Annotated in this window: 11 protein-coding genes; 9 read left to right on the forward strand and 2 right to left on the reverse strand. The window is 49.9% G+C overall.

The features are described from left to right. Positions 1-28: 28 nt before the first annotated feature. The 6 genes from ACPAOP_RS17005 to ACPAOP_RS17030 all read left to right on the forward strand — a co-directional run bounded on the left by ACPAOP_RS17005 (position 29) and on the right by ACPAOP_RS17030 (position 10,233). Entirely contained in the window at positions 29-1,579 is a 1,551-nt protein-coding gene (locus ACPAOP_RS17005) for a type I restriction-modification system subunit M (RefSeq protein WP_423680189.1), read from the forward strand. Beyond that, the gene (locus ACPAOP_RS17010) at positions 1,569-2,951 is read left to right on the forward strand and encodes a restriction endonuclease subunit S (RefSeq protein ID WP_423680188.1); all 1,383 of its coding nucleotides are present in this window, start codon (positions 1,569-1,571) and stop codon (positions 2,949-2,951) included. The genes ACPAOP_RS17005 and ACPAOP_RS17010 overlap by 11 nt, the downstream gene beginning before the upstream one ends. 2 nt (positions 2,952-2,953) lie before the next feature. Further along, positions 2,954-6,034, forward strand: coding sequence for a type I restriction endonuclease subunit R (locus tag ACPAOP_RS17015; RefSeq protein WP_423682356.1), 3,081 nt, complete (start codon positions 2,954-2,956; stop codon positions 6,032-6,034). A gap of 812 nt (positions 6,035-6,846) precedes the next feature. Continuing rightward, complete coding sequence (locus ACPAOP_RS17020) at positions 6,847-7,905, forward strand: ParA family protein (RefSeq protein ID WP_423680217.1); 1,059 nt, start codon at positions 6,847-6,849, stop codon at positions 7,903-7,905. 16 nt (positions 7,906-7,921) lie between these two features. After that, positions 7,922-8,917: a ParB/RepB/Spo0J family partition protein gene (locus ACPAOP_RS17025; protein ID WP_423680216.1), complete on the forward strand. Its 996-nt coding sequence runs from the start codon at positions 7,922-7,924 to the stop codon at positions 8,915-8,917. 341 nt (positions 8,918-9,258) lie between these two features. Further along, positions 9,259-10,233, forward strand: a complete 975-nt coding sequence (locus ACPAOP_RS17030) for a hypothetical protein (RefSeq protein ID WP_423680215.1) — start codon at positions 9,259-9,261, stop codon at positions 10,231-10,233. 73 nt (positions 10,234-10,306) lie between these two features. Here the strand turns inward: ACPAOP_RS17030 and ACPAOP_RS17035 are convergent, their stop codons facing one another. Both ACPAOP_RS17035 and ACPAOP_RS17040 read right to left on the reverse strand, forming a co-directional pair. Next, positions 10,307-11,437 (reverse strand): tyrosine-type recombinase/integrase, encoded by a 1,131-nt coding sequence (locus ACPAOP_RS17035; RefSeq protein WP_423680214.1) that lies wholly within the window; start codon positions 11,435-11,437, stop codon positions 10,307-10,309. Between the two features lie 117 nt (positions 11,438-11,554). Next, on the reverse strand, positions 11,555-11,917 hold the full coding sequence (locus ACPAOP_RS17040; RefSeq protein WP_423680213.1) for a hypothetical protein: 363 nt from the start codon (positions 11,915-11,917) through the stop codon (positions 11,555-11,557). A 484-nt stretch (positions 11,918-12,401) separates the two neighbouring features. Between ACPAOP_RS17040 and ACPAOP_RS17045 the strand changes: the two genes are divergently transcribed. From ACPAOP_RS17045 to yjjJ, 3 genes are all read left to right on the forward strand, one after another. Next, positions 12,402-13,727, forward strand: a complete 1,326-nt coding sequence (locus ACPAOP_RS17045) for an McrB family protein (protein WP_423708805.1) — start codon at positions 12,402-12,404, stop codon at positions 13,725-13,727. Beyond that, a complete protein-coding gene (locus ACPAOP_RS17050) occupies positions 13,724-15,019 on the forward strand; it encodes an McrC family protein (protein WP_423708806.1) in 1,296 nt (431 codons plus the stop codon). The genes ACPAOP_RS17045 and ACPAOP_RS17050 overlap by 4 nt, the downstream gene beginning before the upstream one ends. A gap of 792 nt (positions 15,020-15,811) precedes the next feature. Continuing rightward, complete coding sequence (gene yjjJ, locus ACPAOP_RS17055) at positions 15,812-17,170, forward strand: type II toxin-antitoxin system HipA family toxin YjjJ (RefSeq protein ID WP_423680253.1); 1,359 nt, start codon at positions 15,812-15,814, stop codon at positions 17,168-17,170. Positions 17,171-17,248 lie beyond the last annotated feature (78 nt).

A 17,248-nucleotide genomic window follows, 5' to 3' on the forward strand; every position in this document is an offset into this window, starting at 1 on the left:
ACTTACAGCAAATTAACTGAATAGCTCAATGATTGACGACATAAAAAAAACACTCTGGGCGACGGCAGACAAACTCCGCGCCAACATGGACGCCGCCGAGTACAAACATCTGGTTTTAGGTCTGATCTTTGTTAAATACATCTCTGATACCTTTCAAAGCCGCCGCGAAGAACTGACCCGCCGCTTTGCTGATCCGAAAGACGACTACTTCCTGCATGACGCTGACGCCGCATTGTTGGCAGAAGAACTGGAAGATCGTGACTACTACCGTGAAGTGAATGTGTTCTGGGTGCCAGAAGCGGCACGATGGGAAAGCATTCGTGCCAATGCCAAGCAGTCCGACATTGGCAAACGCATTGATGATGCGTTATCACTGATCGAAATTGAAAATCCAAAGCTGAAAGGCATTCTGGATAAACGCTATGCCCGTGCTCAGCTACCGGATGGCAAGCTTGGCGAGTTGGTCGATTTGGTATCGCAGATTGGTTTTGGTGTCGATGCCAGTGCCGCCCGTGATGTGCTCGGGCAGGTTTACGAATACTTCCTTGGCATGTTCGCCAGTGCAGAAGGCAAGCGTGGCGGACAGTTCTACACGCCTGCCAGCATAGTTAAAACGCTGGTTGCTGTGCTGGCTCCACATCATGGCAAGGTGTATGACCCATGCTGCGGGTCCGGCGGTATGTTCGTGCAGTCTGAGCGTTTCATCGAAGCCCATGGCGGCAAACTTGGCGATGTCAGCATCTACGGCCAAGAAGCAAACCCCACAACATGGCGGCTGGCGGCAATGAATCTGGCGATTCGCGGCATTGACTACAACCTTGGTCGTGAGCCGGATGATACGTTTAGACGCAATCAACACCCTGACCTTCGTGCCGATTTCATACTTGCGAATCCGCCCTTCAACATCAGTGACTGGTGGCATGGCAGTTTAGAAGGTGATCCACGCTGGGTGTATGGCACGCCGCCGCAAGGCAATGCCAACTATGCATGGTTGCAGCACATGCTGTATCACCTGAAGCCTACCGGTCGTGCTGGTATCGTACTTGCCAACGGCAGCATGAGTTCCAGCCAGAACAGCGAAGGCGATATTCGGCGTGCAATGGTGGATGCCGATGTGGTCGAAGTGATGATCGCACTACCCGGCCAGCTTTTCTTTAACACACAGATTCCGGCTTGCCTGTGGTTCCTTGCTAAGCAAAAGACCACACGCAAAGGCGAAGTGCTGTTCATCGACGCTCGCAAGCTAGGCAGCATGATCAGTCGTGTGCAGTGTGAATTTACCGATGAAGTGATCGACCGTATTGCATCCACGGTTGCCGCTTGGCGTGGTGAATCGGCAGAGGCTTACGCAGATGTCGCCGGATATTGCCGCAGTGTGCCGCTGACAGAAATTGCAGAGCACGGCCATGTGCTCACCCCAGGTCGATTTGTTGGTGCCGAAGAAGTCGAAGACGACGACGAAGCCTTTGCCGACAAGATGCAGAAGCTAACTGAGAAGCTTGGCGAGCAAATGGCAAAGGGGGGGGAACTGGATGCATTGATTCGCCAAAAGCTGGGAGGTCTCGGGTATGAGTTCTGAATGGCAATCAACCACCCTTGGAAAAATATGCGATAGTCAAGGCGGTGCAATTCAAACTGGCCCTTTCGGTAGCCAATTACACACCTCCGATTATAAAGACTCGGGAATCCCAGTAGTCATGCCAACAAACATTGGCGATGGTGGCATTTTTGAAAATGGAATTGCTCGGATTGATCAGAGTGATGTTGAACGCCTTTCACAACACAAATTGCGTTCAGGTGACATCATTTTTAGTCGGCGTGGTGATGTCACTAAAAATGCATTGATTACCGCTCGTGAAGCAGGATGGCTCTGTGGCACTGGGTGCCTCAAAGTAAGGCTCGGTGACGAATCTATAGCAGTTGCCAGATTTATTTCATATTGCTTGAGGCTTCCAGAAATTAAGGATTGGCTTATACGGCATGCAGTAGGTGCCACGATGCCTAATCTAAACACTGGAATTCTCTCAGCGGTGCCGATCAATTTGCCACCACGAGCGATACAAATAGAAATCGGAAAGATATTAGGCGCGCTCGACGACCGCATTGCACTGCTCCGTGAAACCAACGCCACGCTCGAATCTATTGCCCAAGCCCTGTTCAAGTCATGGTTCGTAGATTTCGATCCGGTTCGTGCGAAGCTGCAGGGCCAAATGCCGGAAGGCATGGACGAAGCAACGGCGGCATTATTTCCAGATAGCTTTGAAGAGTCTGAATTGGGGTTGGTGCCGAAGGGATGGCAACTCATTCCGTTCGGAAAGTTGTTAAGTCACACTATCGGTGGCGATTGGGGCGATGAAGAGTCAAATGATAAGAACGACACCAAGGTAGCAATCATTCGCGGAACTGATATACCTGACCTGCAAAGCGGCAACTCTGCCCGGGTCCCTATTCGATACACATCAAAAAAGAAGCTGAATACACGCCAATTAGTGGATAGCGATATTGTCTTGGAGGTTTCAGGTGGCAGCAAAGACCAACCAACAGGCAGATCAATTTTTATTACACATCAATTGCTTGCACAATTTGACTGTCCTGTTGAGCCAGCAAGTTTTTGTAGGTTGCTGAGACCTATCAGCAAGGACATAGGTATTGTATTGAGTCAGCACATGACTGCAATTTACGCCGCTGGAAAAACTTGGGAATATCAAAATCAAAGCACCGGAATTGCAAACTTCCAAACTACACATTTCCTTGAAAGCGAGCTGGTAATACTACCTTCGAAGGAAGTACTGGAAGCTTTCGCAGAAATCGTTCGCCCAATAATTGATCGGTCGCATCTAACACAGATAACGCAGCTTTCAGCACTTCGTGACGCCCTGCTTCCCCGCCTGATTTCCGGTCAGCTACGGATAACTGAAGCTGAAGATGCCGTTGAAGAGGCCGCAGCATGAGCATGACCGAAGAACAGCTTGAAAACGAAGCTTTGGGCTGGCTGCAAGAAGTTGGCTACCAATATGTCAATGGCTATGCAATTGCCCCTGATGGCGAAACGCCAGAACGCAGCAACTATCTGCAACCGCTGCTGATTGAGCGTCTGCGTGTTGCAATCGACCGGTTGAATCCTGCGATTCCGCTTGCCGCCCGTGAAGATGCACTCAAGCAGGTAATGGATTTAGGTATTCCCGCCCTACTGTCAGCTAACAGGCACTTTCACGGCTTACTGGTCAATGGCGTGCCAGTGCAGTATCAAAAAGATGGCGAAACACGCGGCGACTTTGTGCGACTGGTGGATTTTGTTGATGTTGCTGCCAACGAGTGGCTGGCAGTCAATCAATACACGCTCAAAGGCCCCAAGCATACCCGCCGACCAGACATCATCCTGTTCGTCAACGGCTTGCCGCTGGTGCTGTTGGAACTGAAGAACCCAGCCGATGAAAACGCCGATATCTGGAAAGCATTTGACCAGATACAGACTTACAAAGAGCAGATTCCCGATGTCTTCAATTACAACGAAGTGCTGGTCATTTCGGATGGCAGCGAAGCACGGTTAGGCTCACTGTCGAGTGACGCTGAACGCTTCATGCAGTGGCGAACCATCGATGGCGTCGCTATTGACCCGCTTGGGCAGTTCAACGAACTGGAAACGCTGATTCGTGGTGTGCTTGCTCCGGCATACCTGCTCGATTACCTGCGTTTCTTCGTGCTGTTTGAAGATGACGGTGGCCTGATCAAGAAAATCGCTGGCTATCACCAGTTCCATGCTGTCCGTGCCGCCATTGAACAAGTCGTGTCCGCTTCAAGACCTGGCGGCAGTCATAAAGGCGGCGTGGTCTGGCATACGCAAGGCAGCGGCAAGAGCATCACCATGACCTGCTTCGCAGCCAGAGTCATGCGTGAATCCGCAATGGAAAACCCAACCATTGTTGTCATCACAGACCGCAATGATCTGGATGGCCAGTTGTTCGGCGTGTTCTCACTGGCTCAAGACTTATTGCGTGAGCAGCCAGTGCAGGCAGAAACCCGTGGTGATTTGCGAGCCAAGTTGGGCAACAGGCCATCGGGCGGCATTGTGTTCGCCACGATTCAGAAGTTCATGCCGGGTGAAGACGAAGATAGCTTCCCCGTGCTGTCCAACCGCAGCAATATTGTCGTAATTGCCGATGAAGCACACCGCACCCAATACGGCTTTGAAGCAAAGTTCAAGGGCGACGACAAAGGCTATCAGGTCGGCTATGCCCAGCATCTCCGTGATGCACTGCCCAACGCGACATTTGTAGCATTCACCGGCACGCCGGTTTCCGGCGAAGACCGCGATACCCGTGCTGTGTTTGGCGACTACATCCATGTCTACGACATGCAGCAAGCCAAGGATGATGGTGCAACTGTCGCCATCTTCTACGAATCACGCCTTGCCAAGCTTGGGCTGAAAGAGGCACAGCTTGACGAACTGGATGCAGAAGTCGATGAGCTTGCCGAAGATGAAGATGGCGATGAACAGTCAAAACTGAAAAGCAAATGGGCAGCACTGGAAAAAGTTGTAGGTGCTGAACCACGCATTCGCCAAGTTGCTGCTGATCTGGTTGCACACTTTGAAGAACGAGCTAAAGCACAGAGCGGCAAAGCGATGGTAGTCGCGATGAGCCGCGACATCTGCGTTCATTTGTATAACGAAATCGTCAAGCTACGCCCAGACTGGCATGACGACGATCCGGCCAAGGGTGCTATCAAGATCGTGATGACTGGCTCTGCCAGCGACAAGCCCTTGCTGCGGCCACATATCTATTCCAAGCAGGTCAAGAAGGAACTGGAAAAGCGATTCAAGAATCCTGCTGACCCACTACGCTTGGTCATCGTGCGTGACATGTGGCTGACTGGCTTTGATGCTCCCTGTGTGCATACGCTGTATGTTGATAAGCCCATGAAGGGTCATAACCTGATGCAAGCCATTGCACGGGTTAACAGGGTGTTTAAAGACAAGCAAGGAGGACTGGTTGTCGATTACATCGGCATCGCCAACGATCTCAAGCAGGCATTGAAGGAATACACCGCCAGCAATGGCCGTGGCCGTCCTACAGTCGATGCTCACGAAGCGTACTCTGTTCTTGAAGAAAAGCTGGAAGTGCTGCGAGCCATGCTGCACGGCTTTGATTACAGCAACTTCCTAACAGGGGGTCACAAGCTGCTGGCCGGTGCTGCCAACTATGTGCTGGCGGACAAGGACGGAAAGAAGCGTTGGGCTGACCATGCCTTGGCAATGAGCAAGGCATTTTCGCTCTGCTGCACACTGGATGAAGCAAAGGCTGTGCGTGAAGAGGTTGCGTTCTTCCAAGCCGTCAAAGTGCTGCTGACCAAGCGTGAAATAAGCAGCAAGAAGAAAACCGACGAAGAACGCGAACTGGCAATCCGGCAAATCATCGGCTCCGCAGTGGTGTCCGAACAGGTCGTGGATATTTTTGATGCGGTCGGGCTAGACAAACCCAATATCGGTTTGCTCGACGATGATTTTCTGGCGGAAGTGCAGAACCTGCCAGAACGCAATTTGGCTGTTGAACTGCTGGAACGCTTGCTTGAAGGGGAAATCAAGAGCAAGTTTGGCGGCAATGTCGTGCAGAACAAGAAGTTCTCTGACTTGCTGGCTGATGTCATCAAACGCTATCAGAACCGGTCAATCGAGACAGCACAGGTCATCGAAGAACTGATTCAAATGGCGAAAAAGTTCAAGGAAGCTGCGAACCGCAATGAATCGCTTGGACTGACTGACGATGAAATCCGGTTTTATGACGCCCTTGCCAACAATGAATCCGCTGTCCGCGAACTCAGCGATGAAACGCTGAAGTTGATCGCTCACGAACTGACCGAAAATCTCCGCCAGAATGTCAGTGTCGATTGGTCACAGCGTGAAAGCGTCCGCGCAAAATTGCGGCTGATGGTGAAGCGGATTTTGCGAAAGTACAAGTATCCGCCAGATCAGCAAGAAGATGCGATTCAGACCGTCTTGCAGCAGGCGGAAAGTCTGAGTGTTGAATGGAGCTGACGTTAGCCGAATTAACTTTAGTTAGGTCAATCACAACGTGCGGGTTAGCAATCTCGATTTTTTTTGCAATGCAACATCAATCAGTTCAATGAATCGCAAAGACACCAAATTTTCTTGTTTCGAAACCCAATTTTTTTCCCGGACCAAATAAAAATACTCGAAATCAGCAATAATTCAGTCGCTCCAGTAATAGCGCAGGTAGGAGTACATCTATCGCTCAGCAAGAAAACCGCTAATGAATAAACGCAAAAGATTGCAACCAACAAAAAAAATACAAAAACAATTAACGCTGTGATTTTTTGAACCGGCCGAGCCTGTAAGAATTTCTGTGTAAATGCCACGGAACAAGTCAGTGATCGTATTTTTGAATGCGATCACCAAACTCAATCATAAAACGATTTAAGGCCATACGCCAATTGTCTCCAAAGGTCAGCCTTTGTCCAAAGCTGAACAGTTTTATAGTTTAGCTTTTTAATTTTCCGGACTCTCGCCACATTTTTTGTCCGTTCTACCTTATTGCGACACAACCGTTTGGAGCAACCAAAGCCCGACCCCCACACCGAAGCCGGAAATCGTCATCGTCCAGCAGCCAGCGACCGACAACCAATGCCTGCAGCACCTTTTTGTTGAGAGTGATATGGAGAAAATACGACGCCGCATGTGCTCAAGGGGTAAAAAATAATCAAAATACGGAAAAGCAACGGCGGCACGTTTTTTATTCGCGTTGCCTATTTTTCGTGAAAATTGGTTGCAAATGTTCCGCCGCCCATTTAACATTCGTCGAAATGCTCGATATTACGGGAGAAATCTGCATGGAAGCGAAAGCGGGAATACGGCAGCACCAAGGCATCAAACTGAAGCTGGCGAAAGAGTTTGTCGGCTTCACTGACACAGATAAAAAGTTCCGGGAACTGGCAAAAGAAGCCGGAGTCGGAACGAAAGACGCCACTGACGCCAACCGGCACAAGCTGTACCTGCCTTATGAAATCCGCAAAATCCGGCAGACAGTCATGAACATCGCGCCCACTTCAGCGCGAGACATGCCCCCGCTTATCCCATTTCGCATGTCAAAAGGCGGAGTAGGAAAGACAACGATATCGACCAACGTCGGGACATGCTTTGCACAATTCGGACACCGAACGCTGCTGATCGAAGGCGACCCGCAAGGCTCAATGAGTAAGCAGCTTGGGTTCGACATTAACCAGCCGCTGACGCACATAGGCAACCTCATGGAAAGGCTGGCCAAGGGGCAGCCAACCCGCATACGCGAGGCCGTTGTGCCGATCTACGACCAAGGCATGCTCGACCTGATACCTGCCGACATTACCCTGAGCAACGTCGAATCGTGGATGATCGGAGCGATGAACCGAGAGCACCTATTCGCCCGGCTGATGGAGAAGGAAAGCGACTTCTTTAAGCAGTACGACGTTGTCATTATAGATTCAGCACCGAACACGTCGATTTTGACCACGTCCTTCTTAGTTGCCAGCAAGCTGGTGACGGCGGTCGTCATGCCGGAAGCACAATCTGTGCTGGCGATTGAAGGGCTGGAATCCAACATCGAAGAAATTAACCGATCATACCCAGACCGCAAGCACCCGCTCGGCCTTCACATTATTGCGAACCGATACAGGCAGTCGTACCAGAGCCACGTCGAAGCAATCGAAAAGCTCGGTACCGATTACGGCAAGTACATGAACGACACGATAGTGCGAGATTTTGTAGGATTCCTGCGGGAAACCGACCTCGATGACATAACAAAGTCCGCGCCTGTTTTGGAGAAAGAGCCGAACAGCGTAGGAGCGAGAGACATCATCGATGTGACGAAATCACTCGCCAAACTTTACAACGTCAAACTGACCGCACCATGATGATGAAAGCGCAAACATGAACAACAAGACCGGCGCACAGAAGAAACAAATCAAGTTTTCAGGCTTAGTAAGCACCGGAGCGATTCCGGCACTGGATACTGCCAGCGACAAGAACTTCATCGCCACCGTTTCAGCGGAAGATAACCCGCTGCCGCTAGTAACAGAAGCCCACCACGCAGCCACCCCAGAGCCAGCACAAAGCACCCGACGGAGAATCCGCCTCGACCAGATCGATGACAGTCCGTACCAGCCGAGGATGGTGTACAGCGCAGAAGAAATCGACAACCTAGCGCACTCATTCGCGGCCGCTGGCCAAGAGGAAGTCATTACCGTGCGCGAAAAACCGTCCGGTCGCTTCGAGTTAATCAAAGGCCACCGCAGAACACGCGCAGCGCGGAGTATAGGCTGGACAGAGATTGATGCCGACGTAGTCATCAAAGACGACAGGGCCGCAAAGCTCTCGGCCATGGTGTCGAATGAAGGCAGCGTCACCCTGACCGACTATGAACGAGCGAAAATGTACCAAGAAACGCTCGCAGACCGGTATGCCAGCACACAGCAAGAAGTCGCCAATATTTTCAGCACCAGCCAAGCGCTGGTGTCGATGCGAATGAACATGCTGAAGCTGCCCCAGAACATCTTAGACATGCTCAACCATAACCCTGAGTTATTTAATGCAAGCTGCGGCCAAACAATCGCCGCGCTGCTGAAAGCGTACCCAGAGGAAGGAGCACTGATTGAATCCGCCGTAATGAGATTGCAGGACGGAGCAAGCCAGAATTCAATCAAGCCATGGGTTGAGCAAATGCTCAAGGCAAAGAGCAAGGCCATCGCAAAAAATGATCAGGCAGTCATTACCGACCGCAGCGGCCGTCCAATATTCACGACAAAGACGACCGGCAAAGAGATTGCGATCAGGATAAAGGCGACCGAAATCAGTGCAGAGGAAATCGAAGAATTGATACTCAAGGCATTAAGAAGCCGAGCAGAAGAAAATATAAAAGTTTTATAAAGCGAGCGAACCAGGTAAATATAAAAGTTTTATAAACCGCCCGAAGACAACATTTATAAAAGTTTTATAAATGCACCGCCGAGAGGGAATATAAAAGTTTTATAAACCGATCGGTCTGAGCAGAATATAAAAGTTTTATAAATTGGAGAGCGAGATGAAACAGTAGGATTCAGCACCAGAAAAGTAAAAAGCCACAATTGGCGTTGTGGCTTTTTGGATCTTTTCACTAAACACATACACCAGACACGCTCTGGGGAGAAAAGAAGTCAGAAACCTCAATATATCTCCCCTTAGTGTTGCCGTCAATGAGATTTTTGCGAAAAACGCAGAAAGGCAGCACCATGCACGTACAAGCACTATCCAAAGGGGAAGCGATCAGCATCTCAGCACCAAAGTCACGCAACCTGCCAGTCAGGATACTGAGAGCATTCGATAACGCAAAGCACATCATCGGCCTGTCACGGGGAGTGAAAGACACACTCGCGGAGATTTGCAGGTACGTTAAGCAGAGCGACCCACTCGCGCCAATTTTCCCGCACAAAGCACACATCGCCAGCCGAATAGGCATCGACGAGCGCACGGTCTATCGCCACATGAGCGCCATCAAGGAACACGGGCTGATCGAAGTCATGAGCCAGGAACGAAAAAGCCGGAACGGACGATTTGCGGTTGCGCGCATTCGCCTGACCAAAAAAGCGGCAGAATTGCTGGGTTTGATCGAGGCAGAAAACAACGATATCCACAGGGAGCCGGATGATAATTTGTCAGACGGCCATACGTTAACTGAACCAACTATCCCAAAGAAACAACCAGCGACGCGAGGAAGCATACTGCCCGATGATTTGAAATGGCTGACAGGAAACGGACTGAGCCTCGCTGGAGTTTTTAAGTTAATGAAGATTGCAACCCAGAAAGGCAAGCGCCTCAGCGACATCGCAACAGCCTGCCGAGAATATCTGGCCAAGCTCAAAGGCGAACACCTTTTCTGCACGTTGCGGAAGCTGGCCAACAGCACAGTCGATTACTCGCACATCGCAGCAGAAGCCCTACGGCGCGAGAAAGGCAGGGAAGCAGAGCAGCTTGCCAAAGCGAAAGCTAAAGCCTTCCGTGAACGGTTTAAAGGCGTTTCCCTGACGAACAGAAGCGGAACCCTGCTCTACCAGATCGACAGCGCCTGCCGATTTGCCCAAGTGACCGGAGCCAAGACCGGCACGGTACCGCTCAACGATTTAACCGATTGGATAGCGGGAATTGAAACAGGCAGACTGGTTCTGGCAACAGCGGAACGCGAGGCTGCGATTTTGACGGGAGCCTAAAAATTGACATCACCGACCGGAGCCACGCCCCATGCGGAAAGAGCAAAAGTTACCCACAATTTCGGTGGATAACTTACCGCGCCTTTTTCTGAGCCGCGACTGTTTCAGCATGACGGTCGTCATCAGTTTTGTGGATATACAGCGATGTGGTGGTAATCGATGAATGCCGCGCATTTTTCTGTACCGTCTTGAGCGACGCACCCGCGTCCAGCTGATGAGTGATTGCAGAGTGGCGCAGCCAATGCGTAGAAGCGCTGGCTAAGGCAATACTGAGGCGGTCATCGCCGGCGAGCTCGGCAAGGCGCGCAGCATCGGTCATAACAGCTTTCACCTCTCGATGAATTGAGCAATCAGCGACAGGGCGAACCGCGCCAGTCACTGGCAAAATCAGCGGAGTCGTGTCGCCAGGCTTAGGCAGTGGAGGAAGTCCAAACGCAGAGCGGTACCGCTTGAATTCACTAAGCAGATCCAGCGAGACAGGGATACTCCCCTCGATGCCACCCTTGCCCATGACGTGCAGCCACCACATACCCTTATGGTCAGGGCGGAAGCTATCCATCGTTGCGCTGCTGATTTCGTGCAGGCGAGCACCGGTACCGTAATAGACATGGATGAGGAAGCGAGAACGGGCGACCTTGAGAATGTCACGCCAGCTTTCTTGCGGCCGACCATCGCAAGCGTCCAGCAATAGGCCTATTCCTTCCGCCGGCAGGTACCGCTCGACACTGCTCCGGCGAGGCGCACTTATCCGGCCGAGCAGCACCGCAGGATTCACCTCAAGGTACCTCGCCAGCGCGCACCACGAAAACAGGCTCTTGATTGTTTCCAGCGTTTTCTTGTGCGACGCATCTGACAGTGGCCCAGAGAACGGCCGCCATCTTGGATCATGCCGCGGCCACTTCGCGGTAGAAATCCAGAGATCGGCCGGCTGCGGATTCATTACAAATTCAGAGTACGCAATCAGGTCTTCAAAGCGAACATCACGCAGACCAAGGCCGCGCGATTCTATCCAAAGCAAAAAGCGGCCGGCATCTTTGCGCAGGTTTTTTACCGTCGCATTTGATAAGCCAGGACGAGACAGCCAGGCATCGATAATCTCGCGGTCATTGCGCGCCAAGATTAAAGGGGGGGGAAGGGGAGGATGGGACGATTGCGCCAAGGCAGGCGAAGTGCTGTCTGAACGCAAAGCAGGCAAGGTATCCATGGAGAGGCTCCAAGTCAGGGTAAGGGGTTCCTGAAGTATAGAACAAGTCCCTGTTTAGACACCAGAGCAAACATACGAGATTCATGACGGAATCTCGTATTTTGAGCAGGAAGGCGGTTATTTCGGTCGCCGTTCTTCCGTCCGGTTGATCGCGTCCACCGAGATGCGCCAGTCGTGCAGCGTTTTAATTTCAGCAACTGCCCACAGCAACGCGGCAACAATAAACGATTGAAAAATAGCCGCGCAGATCGATGCGACAAACCATGCTCCCTTACCACGATTCACCCAGCCGTCCAGATCGGCGCGAACATTTCCCAGATCCCGCGACATTGACTGGTGTTTCTCATTCAAGGGCCGAATCGCCTCTGCAATTTGCGAGCCAGTCTCTGCCTTAAGCTCGTCTAAGCGTTCGTGAACTTTATCCACTTGCTGTACTAAGCGCGCGAGCGCCTCCGTATTTCGGTCTTCAGATTCGACCATGCGCCGGTCGGGTTGTGTCGCAATAAGGTAGAACGGACAAAAAATGTGGCGAGAGTCCGGAAAATTAAAAAGCTAAACTATAAAACTGTTCAGCTTTGGACAAAGGCTGACCTTTGGAGGGCCTGCAGTTTGAACTCAGGGGAAAATGTACGTCTTTGCTTGTTCATCAAACACCTCTCCATGACGAGTATTCTCGCCTAAATCAGTGTCCGGGTACATTAGACCACTACAAAGCGATGCTCAATTTACGTTAATTTTGCCCAATGGTGAGTCAAGAAAAACGTGCGTTCTAAGCAATTACAAACGAATACAAGCTCGCTTTACTTCCCTTTTTGCACAACTTAATCTTCGTTCCGGTGATTCCGCAGTGCTCTCTGTAAGCAGCGAGCGGCCCGAAATTTATCAACTAAGTTTTGAACGCGGTGAAACAAAAAAAAATCTGTCAATTGACGTACCTAAAGTGACGCCAAATTTACGCTCTGATATGAAATCATCTAATTCACTTAATCAAATTCTCTTTGGACCGCCTGGAACGGGTAAAACCTACGCAACGGTAGACGAAAGTTTGAAAATTCTTGACCCCGATTTCTTTGTTGCGAACCAAAATGATCGGACAGCATTAAAGAAACGCTTCGATGACTTCATTAATACCGAACAAATTCGCTTCACCACTTTTCACCAAAGTTTTAGCTATGAGGATTTTGTTGAGGGATTGCGCGCCGAAACATTAAATGGTGCAATTAGCTACTCAACCAAGTCTGGTATTTTTAAAAAACTTTGTGAAGATGCAGTTGAACTTGGTGTCAATACATCTCATACATTCTCTGACGCGATTAAGATCTTCCAAAAAAAAATTGAGGACTCAAACGATAGATTGACGTTAAAAACAAAAAATGGAAAATCGTTTGATGTCGAATATGACGGAGGAAATACTTTTAAGGTTTTCCCCGAGCAATCTGTAAAGGACGGCACAACCTATTTTGCCAACATTGAAAACGTAAGAAAATTGTATGTCACTGGTGATAAAACGAAAATCTACAATCCCTCTTATGTCGTAGGCCTGTTATCGTATCTTCAATCAGAGTGCGGGCTTCCACTTGAGGTGGAAAAATTAAGCGAATCCAACAAACAACAAAAATTCGTTCTAATCATTGATGAAATAAATCGTGGGAATATTTCAAAGATTTTTGGCGAATTAATCACCTTGATTGAACCGTCCAAACGTGCGGGCATGCCCGAAGCGTTGTCAGTCAAATTACCGTACACGCAAGATGATTTTACGGTGCCGAGCAATGTATTTATTATCGGTACCATGAACACCGCCGACCGGTCGCTGGCTGGACTAGATATCGCCCTGCGTCGACGTTTTACCTTTAAGGAAATGGCACCTAAACCCGAATTACTTGATGAAATAATCGTCGAAGGCATCAACATTGGCCAGATGCTAAGAAAAATGAATGAACGCATAGAGGTATTACTGGATCGCGACCATTGCCTAGGCCATGCGTATTTTATGCCACTCAAAGACAATCGAGATCTTCGTGGCTTGAAGCATATTTTTCGCCAGCAAATCCTGCCGCTGTTGCAGGAATATTTCTTCGAGGACTGGGAGCGTATCGCGTGGGTGTTGAATGATCAAAACAAACCCAAAGAGTTATGCTTCATTGCGCAAACGCAGGGAAATCTGGCCGCTTTATTTGATGCGAAAATTGCTGAGAAATTGCAAATGGTGGATAAGCGTTGGCATATCAACGACAATGCCTTTGATGACATACGAAGCTATCAAGCCATTATCGGGGTCGCGCCATGAAAACAGTAGTCGTGCGCGAATATGCACGACTGACGACTGAGCAGGTAGAAAACACGCTGGATCAGGCCACGGTCACGTCTTCCGCATTTGAATGGCTGTGCAGTTTGTCAGCTGGTTTTAACAAGAGCGGCGCTTGTCTACTACAGATAGAGAACAAACGCTGGCTAAAGCTGGATAGCTATGTTGGGGTGGTGCAAACGCCTTGCGGTACCTTATTGGAGATACTGCCTAAGCATACCGAGCAATCGGATGCAGCGGCAGCCAGTAACTCGCGTGCCTTGCTGATTAAGATGCTGAAAGTGGCTTTGGATCTGCCGGTGCGCACGACCGATAAAACAGATATACAGACCTTTGATCACTCCTTGCTGGAATGGGTGATGAAGCAATTTGTGTTATCCCTGGATCATTTGCTCAAACGTGGCTTACGCTTTGATTACCAGCGTATAGAAGAAGAACAACGCTTCTTGCGGGGCCAATTAGATGTGGTGAAGCAGATTCGCCAGCCACCGGGGCGTGCGCATATTTTCAATATCCGCCATGATCTCTTCTTGCCTGATCGTCCTGAGAATCGCCTATTAAAAGCTGCCTTGATGCGGGTATGCAAGACGACCCAACAGGCGGACACTTGGCGTCTGGCCCTTAAGTTGGCGGGATTGCTGGCAGAAATCCCAGACAGCCGCGATATACAAAATGATTTCCGCTTATGGCGCACGGACCGTTTAATGGCGCACTACCTGCCAGTACGGCCTTGGTGTGAATTAGTGCTGGGACAGCAGATGCCGCTGGCGCTAAGGGGGAAAACCCAAGGCATTAGTTTGTTATTTCCGATGGAAAAACTTTTTGAACGTTATGTGGAGACTCAACTACGCAAACAATTGCCTGCGCCTTACTCACTCAAGGTACAGGCATCTTCTCATTCTCTTTGTGAGCATAATGGCGAACAAATGTTCCAGTTACGTCCTGATTTTCTCATTCGAAATGGCAAAGAAAATCTGGTCGTTCTCGATACTAAGTGGAAGATTATTTGTTCATCAGATAAAACCAATAAGTACGGATTAAGTCAGTCTGACTTCTATCAACTGTTTGCTTATGGCCATAAACATCTCAATGGTATTGGCAAGATGCTACTGATTTATCCGCAGACGGATAAATTTTCCGCTGAATTACCGCCCTTCGATTTTTCAAGTGATTTACGTCTCTGGGTAGTCCCATTTGATCTGAAGAATGACAAAATGCATTGGCCTGCAGCTTGTATTGACTCTCGTTTTTCACCAATGCGTTTAGTGGGATAGATCTTTAATTCCCTAAAATGGCAATGCTGTCGAAATTTTTGATAAAAAAACCTCAAATTTTGTGCAAATTACCCCTGACATGTATAAATATTGGTATTTTCTATACATGTCAGGGGTAATTTATATAGATTATCGACATTTATATGCCCGTCTGATGAAGGCGAACCAATAGGTGAACACCATACACGCCATTTTCCCTCTTGAGCAATTAGAGCCCAGCCGTTTTGATTCACCTGCGACGACGTCTCCCCACATTTGAGTAGCACACGGAGTTAGAGTCTAATCCCATCCAGTAAGGCTAACGAATGTCTGTCATGGCGATGGGCTTCTAAATTTGGTCGCCCAACTGCTCGGTCTATCCTCATTGTGTCGATAAAGCGCACATTCAGGTCAGTATTCACAACCAATGACGTTGGAACTATCAATTCAATTCTGCGTGGCAAACTGAAGTCAGGACGGCGTCCGTTGTTAACGGAGAGCGCGTACCATTAGCATCGTCATTTCAGCGCCGAAAATGGACGGCGAACGTCTCTCCTGCAACCCGGGTGATTTATTCCGGAGCAAATTCGGCTATATGACTTTCCACCTCACTTACACTTCGAAGATGAGGGCGTATGAAGCCAATTTACATCAGCCATGGGGTGAGATTAAGCCATTCCTATTCTTACTTTGACATAAGTAAAGACATCTTCTAAAATCAAAATAAACGTTACATAAATCGTTACATAGTTAATTTATTATTTTAATATTGCTCTATGATATTTTAATAATTAACTAAAAAAGAATCGTTACATGTCAATCGCTAAAATAGTTTTGGAAACGCTTCGGACCTGGCACCGACAGCAAGCTGGCGAGTTGTTAAAGCGACTTGGGGTAAGTCGTCCGTCCTTGATGCGAGCGATTGCCGAACTGGACGGTCAGGTTATCTCGCGTGGCCGCGCGCGACGCACGGCGTATGCAGCGCGCCGGTCGATTCGAGGTAACTCAGCTCCACTGCCACTGTATCGCATTGACGAGTCGGGGCGGGCGCATGAGGTAGGACTGCTGGAGCCTGTTTATCCTGCAGGTTGCGCGATGACTTTTATCGAAGCATTTCCTTGGCCGCTGGATGATGAGATGGCTGATGGCTGGTTCCATGGGGTGCCATATCCATTGGGCGACATGCGACCTCAGGGTTTCTTGGGTCGTAACTTTGCACACCAGTTTGCCGCTATCCTCCAAGTAGATGATGCCGTGAATCGCTGGAGTGAAGACGATGTCCTGCATGTCTTGAGCGTGGTCGGCTGGGATCAGCCTGGCAACTACATTCTGGGTGAGCAAGCACTGCGCCGCTTCTTGGAGGTGCAGCAGCACGGCATTCATTTTCTCAGTGATGATGAGGTTGAAACCGACTATCCGCAGCGCGCCCTGCAAGCGCTCAAATTTGGAGAGGCGGAGTCCTCAGCCGCTGGAGAATTTCCCAAATTCACGGCACGCCGTTGGCGGGGAATGCCAACCCATGTCATCGTCAAGTTCTCAGGTGCCGACGGCTCGCCACAGGAACAACGTTGGGCCGATTTGCTGGTGTGCGAGCACCTGGCTCTGACCACCATTGCTGACACACTCCAGCTCAGAGCCGCACAAAGTCGCATCTATCAGTTCGCCGGTCGGGCCTTCTATGAAGTCGACCGTTTTGACCGCCATGGCGAATTTGGACGCTCCGGCGTTTGCACCTGGTTCGAATTGAATGCGGCGCTGTTCGGCGGTACAGGTTCATGGTCGGACGGTGCAAAAGCACTTTTTGAAGCGAATTATATTTCTGAAGAGACCGCACAACAGATAAGACTATTGGAGCATTTTGGTCGACTAATTGCGAACTCTGATATGCATGACGGTAATCTTGCGTTCTTGCCCGACCTTAGCTTGGCACCGGCCTATGACATGTTACCTATGATGTATGCCCCTTCGCGAGGCGTGGAGCTGGTAGAGCGCAAATTCGCGCCCACCTTACCGGTACCGAGAGAGCGCAATACCTGGGTTCAGGCAGCAGCAGCGGCCGTTGTGTTCTGGCGTCGTGTGGAGAGCGATAATCGTATCAGTGAGGAATTCAGGTCTATTGCTAACGCCAATGCGGCTCAGGTCGAACGCTTGCTTGACGCGCAACGCGATTGACCATGCTAGGTGTTGGTCCGGCTAGGCGAACCATACCCACTGATAAAGACAAACAGCAGCATGAGGCTCCAGAACAGG

The sequence above is a fragment of the Undibacterium sp. WLX3042 genome (assembly GCF_049544825.1).
Classification (GTDB): Bacteria; Pseudomonadota; Gammaproteobacteria; order Burkholderiales; family Burkholderiaceae_D; genus Undibacterium.

Coding starts and splice junctions, on each gene's coding strand:
- ACPAOP_RS17015 (WP_423682356.1), top strand. CDS start 2,954: ATGACCGAAGAACAGCTTGAAAACGAAGCTTTGGGCTGGCTGCAAGAA.
- ACPAOP_RS17050 (WP_423708806.1), top strand. CDS start 13,724: ATGAAAACAGTAGTCGTGCGCGAATATGCACGACTGACGACTGAGCAG.
- ACPAOP_RS17030 (WP_423680215.1), top strand. CDS start 9,259: ATGCACGTACAAGCACTATCCAAAGGGGAAGCGATCAGCATCTCAGCA.
- ACPAOP_RS17035 (WP_423680214.1), bottom strand. CDS start 11,437: ATGGATACCTTGCCTGCTTTGCGTTCAGACAGCACTTCGCCTGCCTTG.
- ACPAOP_RS17040 (WP_423680213.1), bottom strand. CDS start 11,917: ATGGTCGAATCTGAAGACCGAAATACGGAGGCGCTCGCGCGCTTAGTA.
- ACPAOP_RS17045 (WP_423708805.1), top strand. CDS start 12,402: ATGAAATCATCTAATTCACTTAATCAAATTCTCTTTGGACCGCCTGGA.
- ACPAOP_RS17020 (WP_423680217.1), top strand. CDS start 6,847: ATGGAAGCGAAAGCGGGAATACGGCAGCACCAAGGCATCAAACTGAAG.
- ACPAOP_RS17025 (WP_423680216.1), top strand. CDS start 7,922: ATGAACAACAAGACCGGCGCACAGAAGAAACAAATCAAGTTTTCAGGC.
- yjjJ (WP_423680253.1), top strand. CDS start 15,812: ATGTCAATCGCTAAAATAGTTTTGGAAACGCTTCGGACCTGGCACCGA.
- ACPAOP_RS17005 (WP_423680189.1), top strand. CDS start 29: ATGATTGACGACATAAAAAAAACACTCTGGGCGACGGCAGACAAACTC.
- ACPAOP_RS17010 (WP_423680188.1), top strand. CDS start 1,569: ATGAGTTCTGAATGGCAATCAACCACCCTTGGAAAAATATGCGATAGT.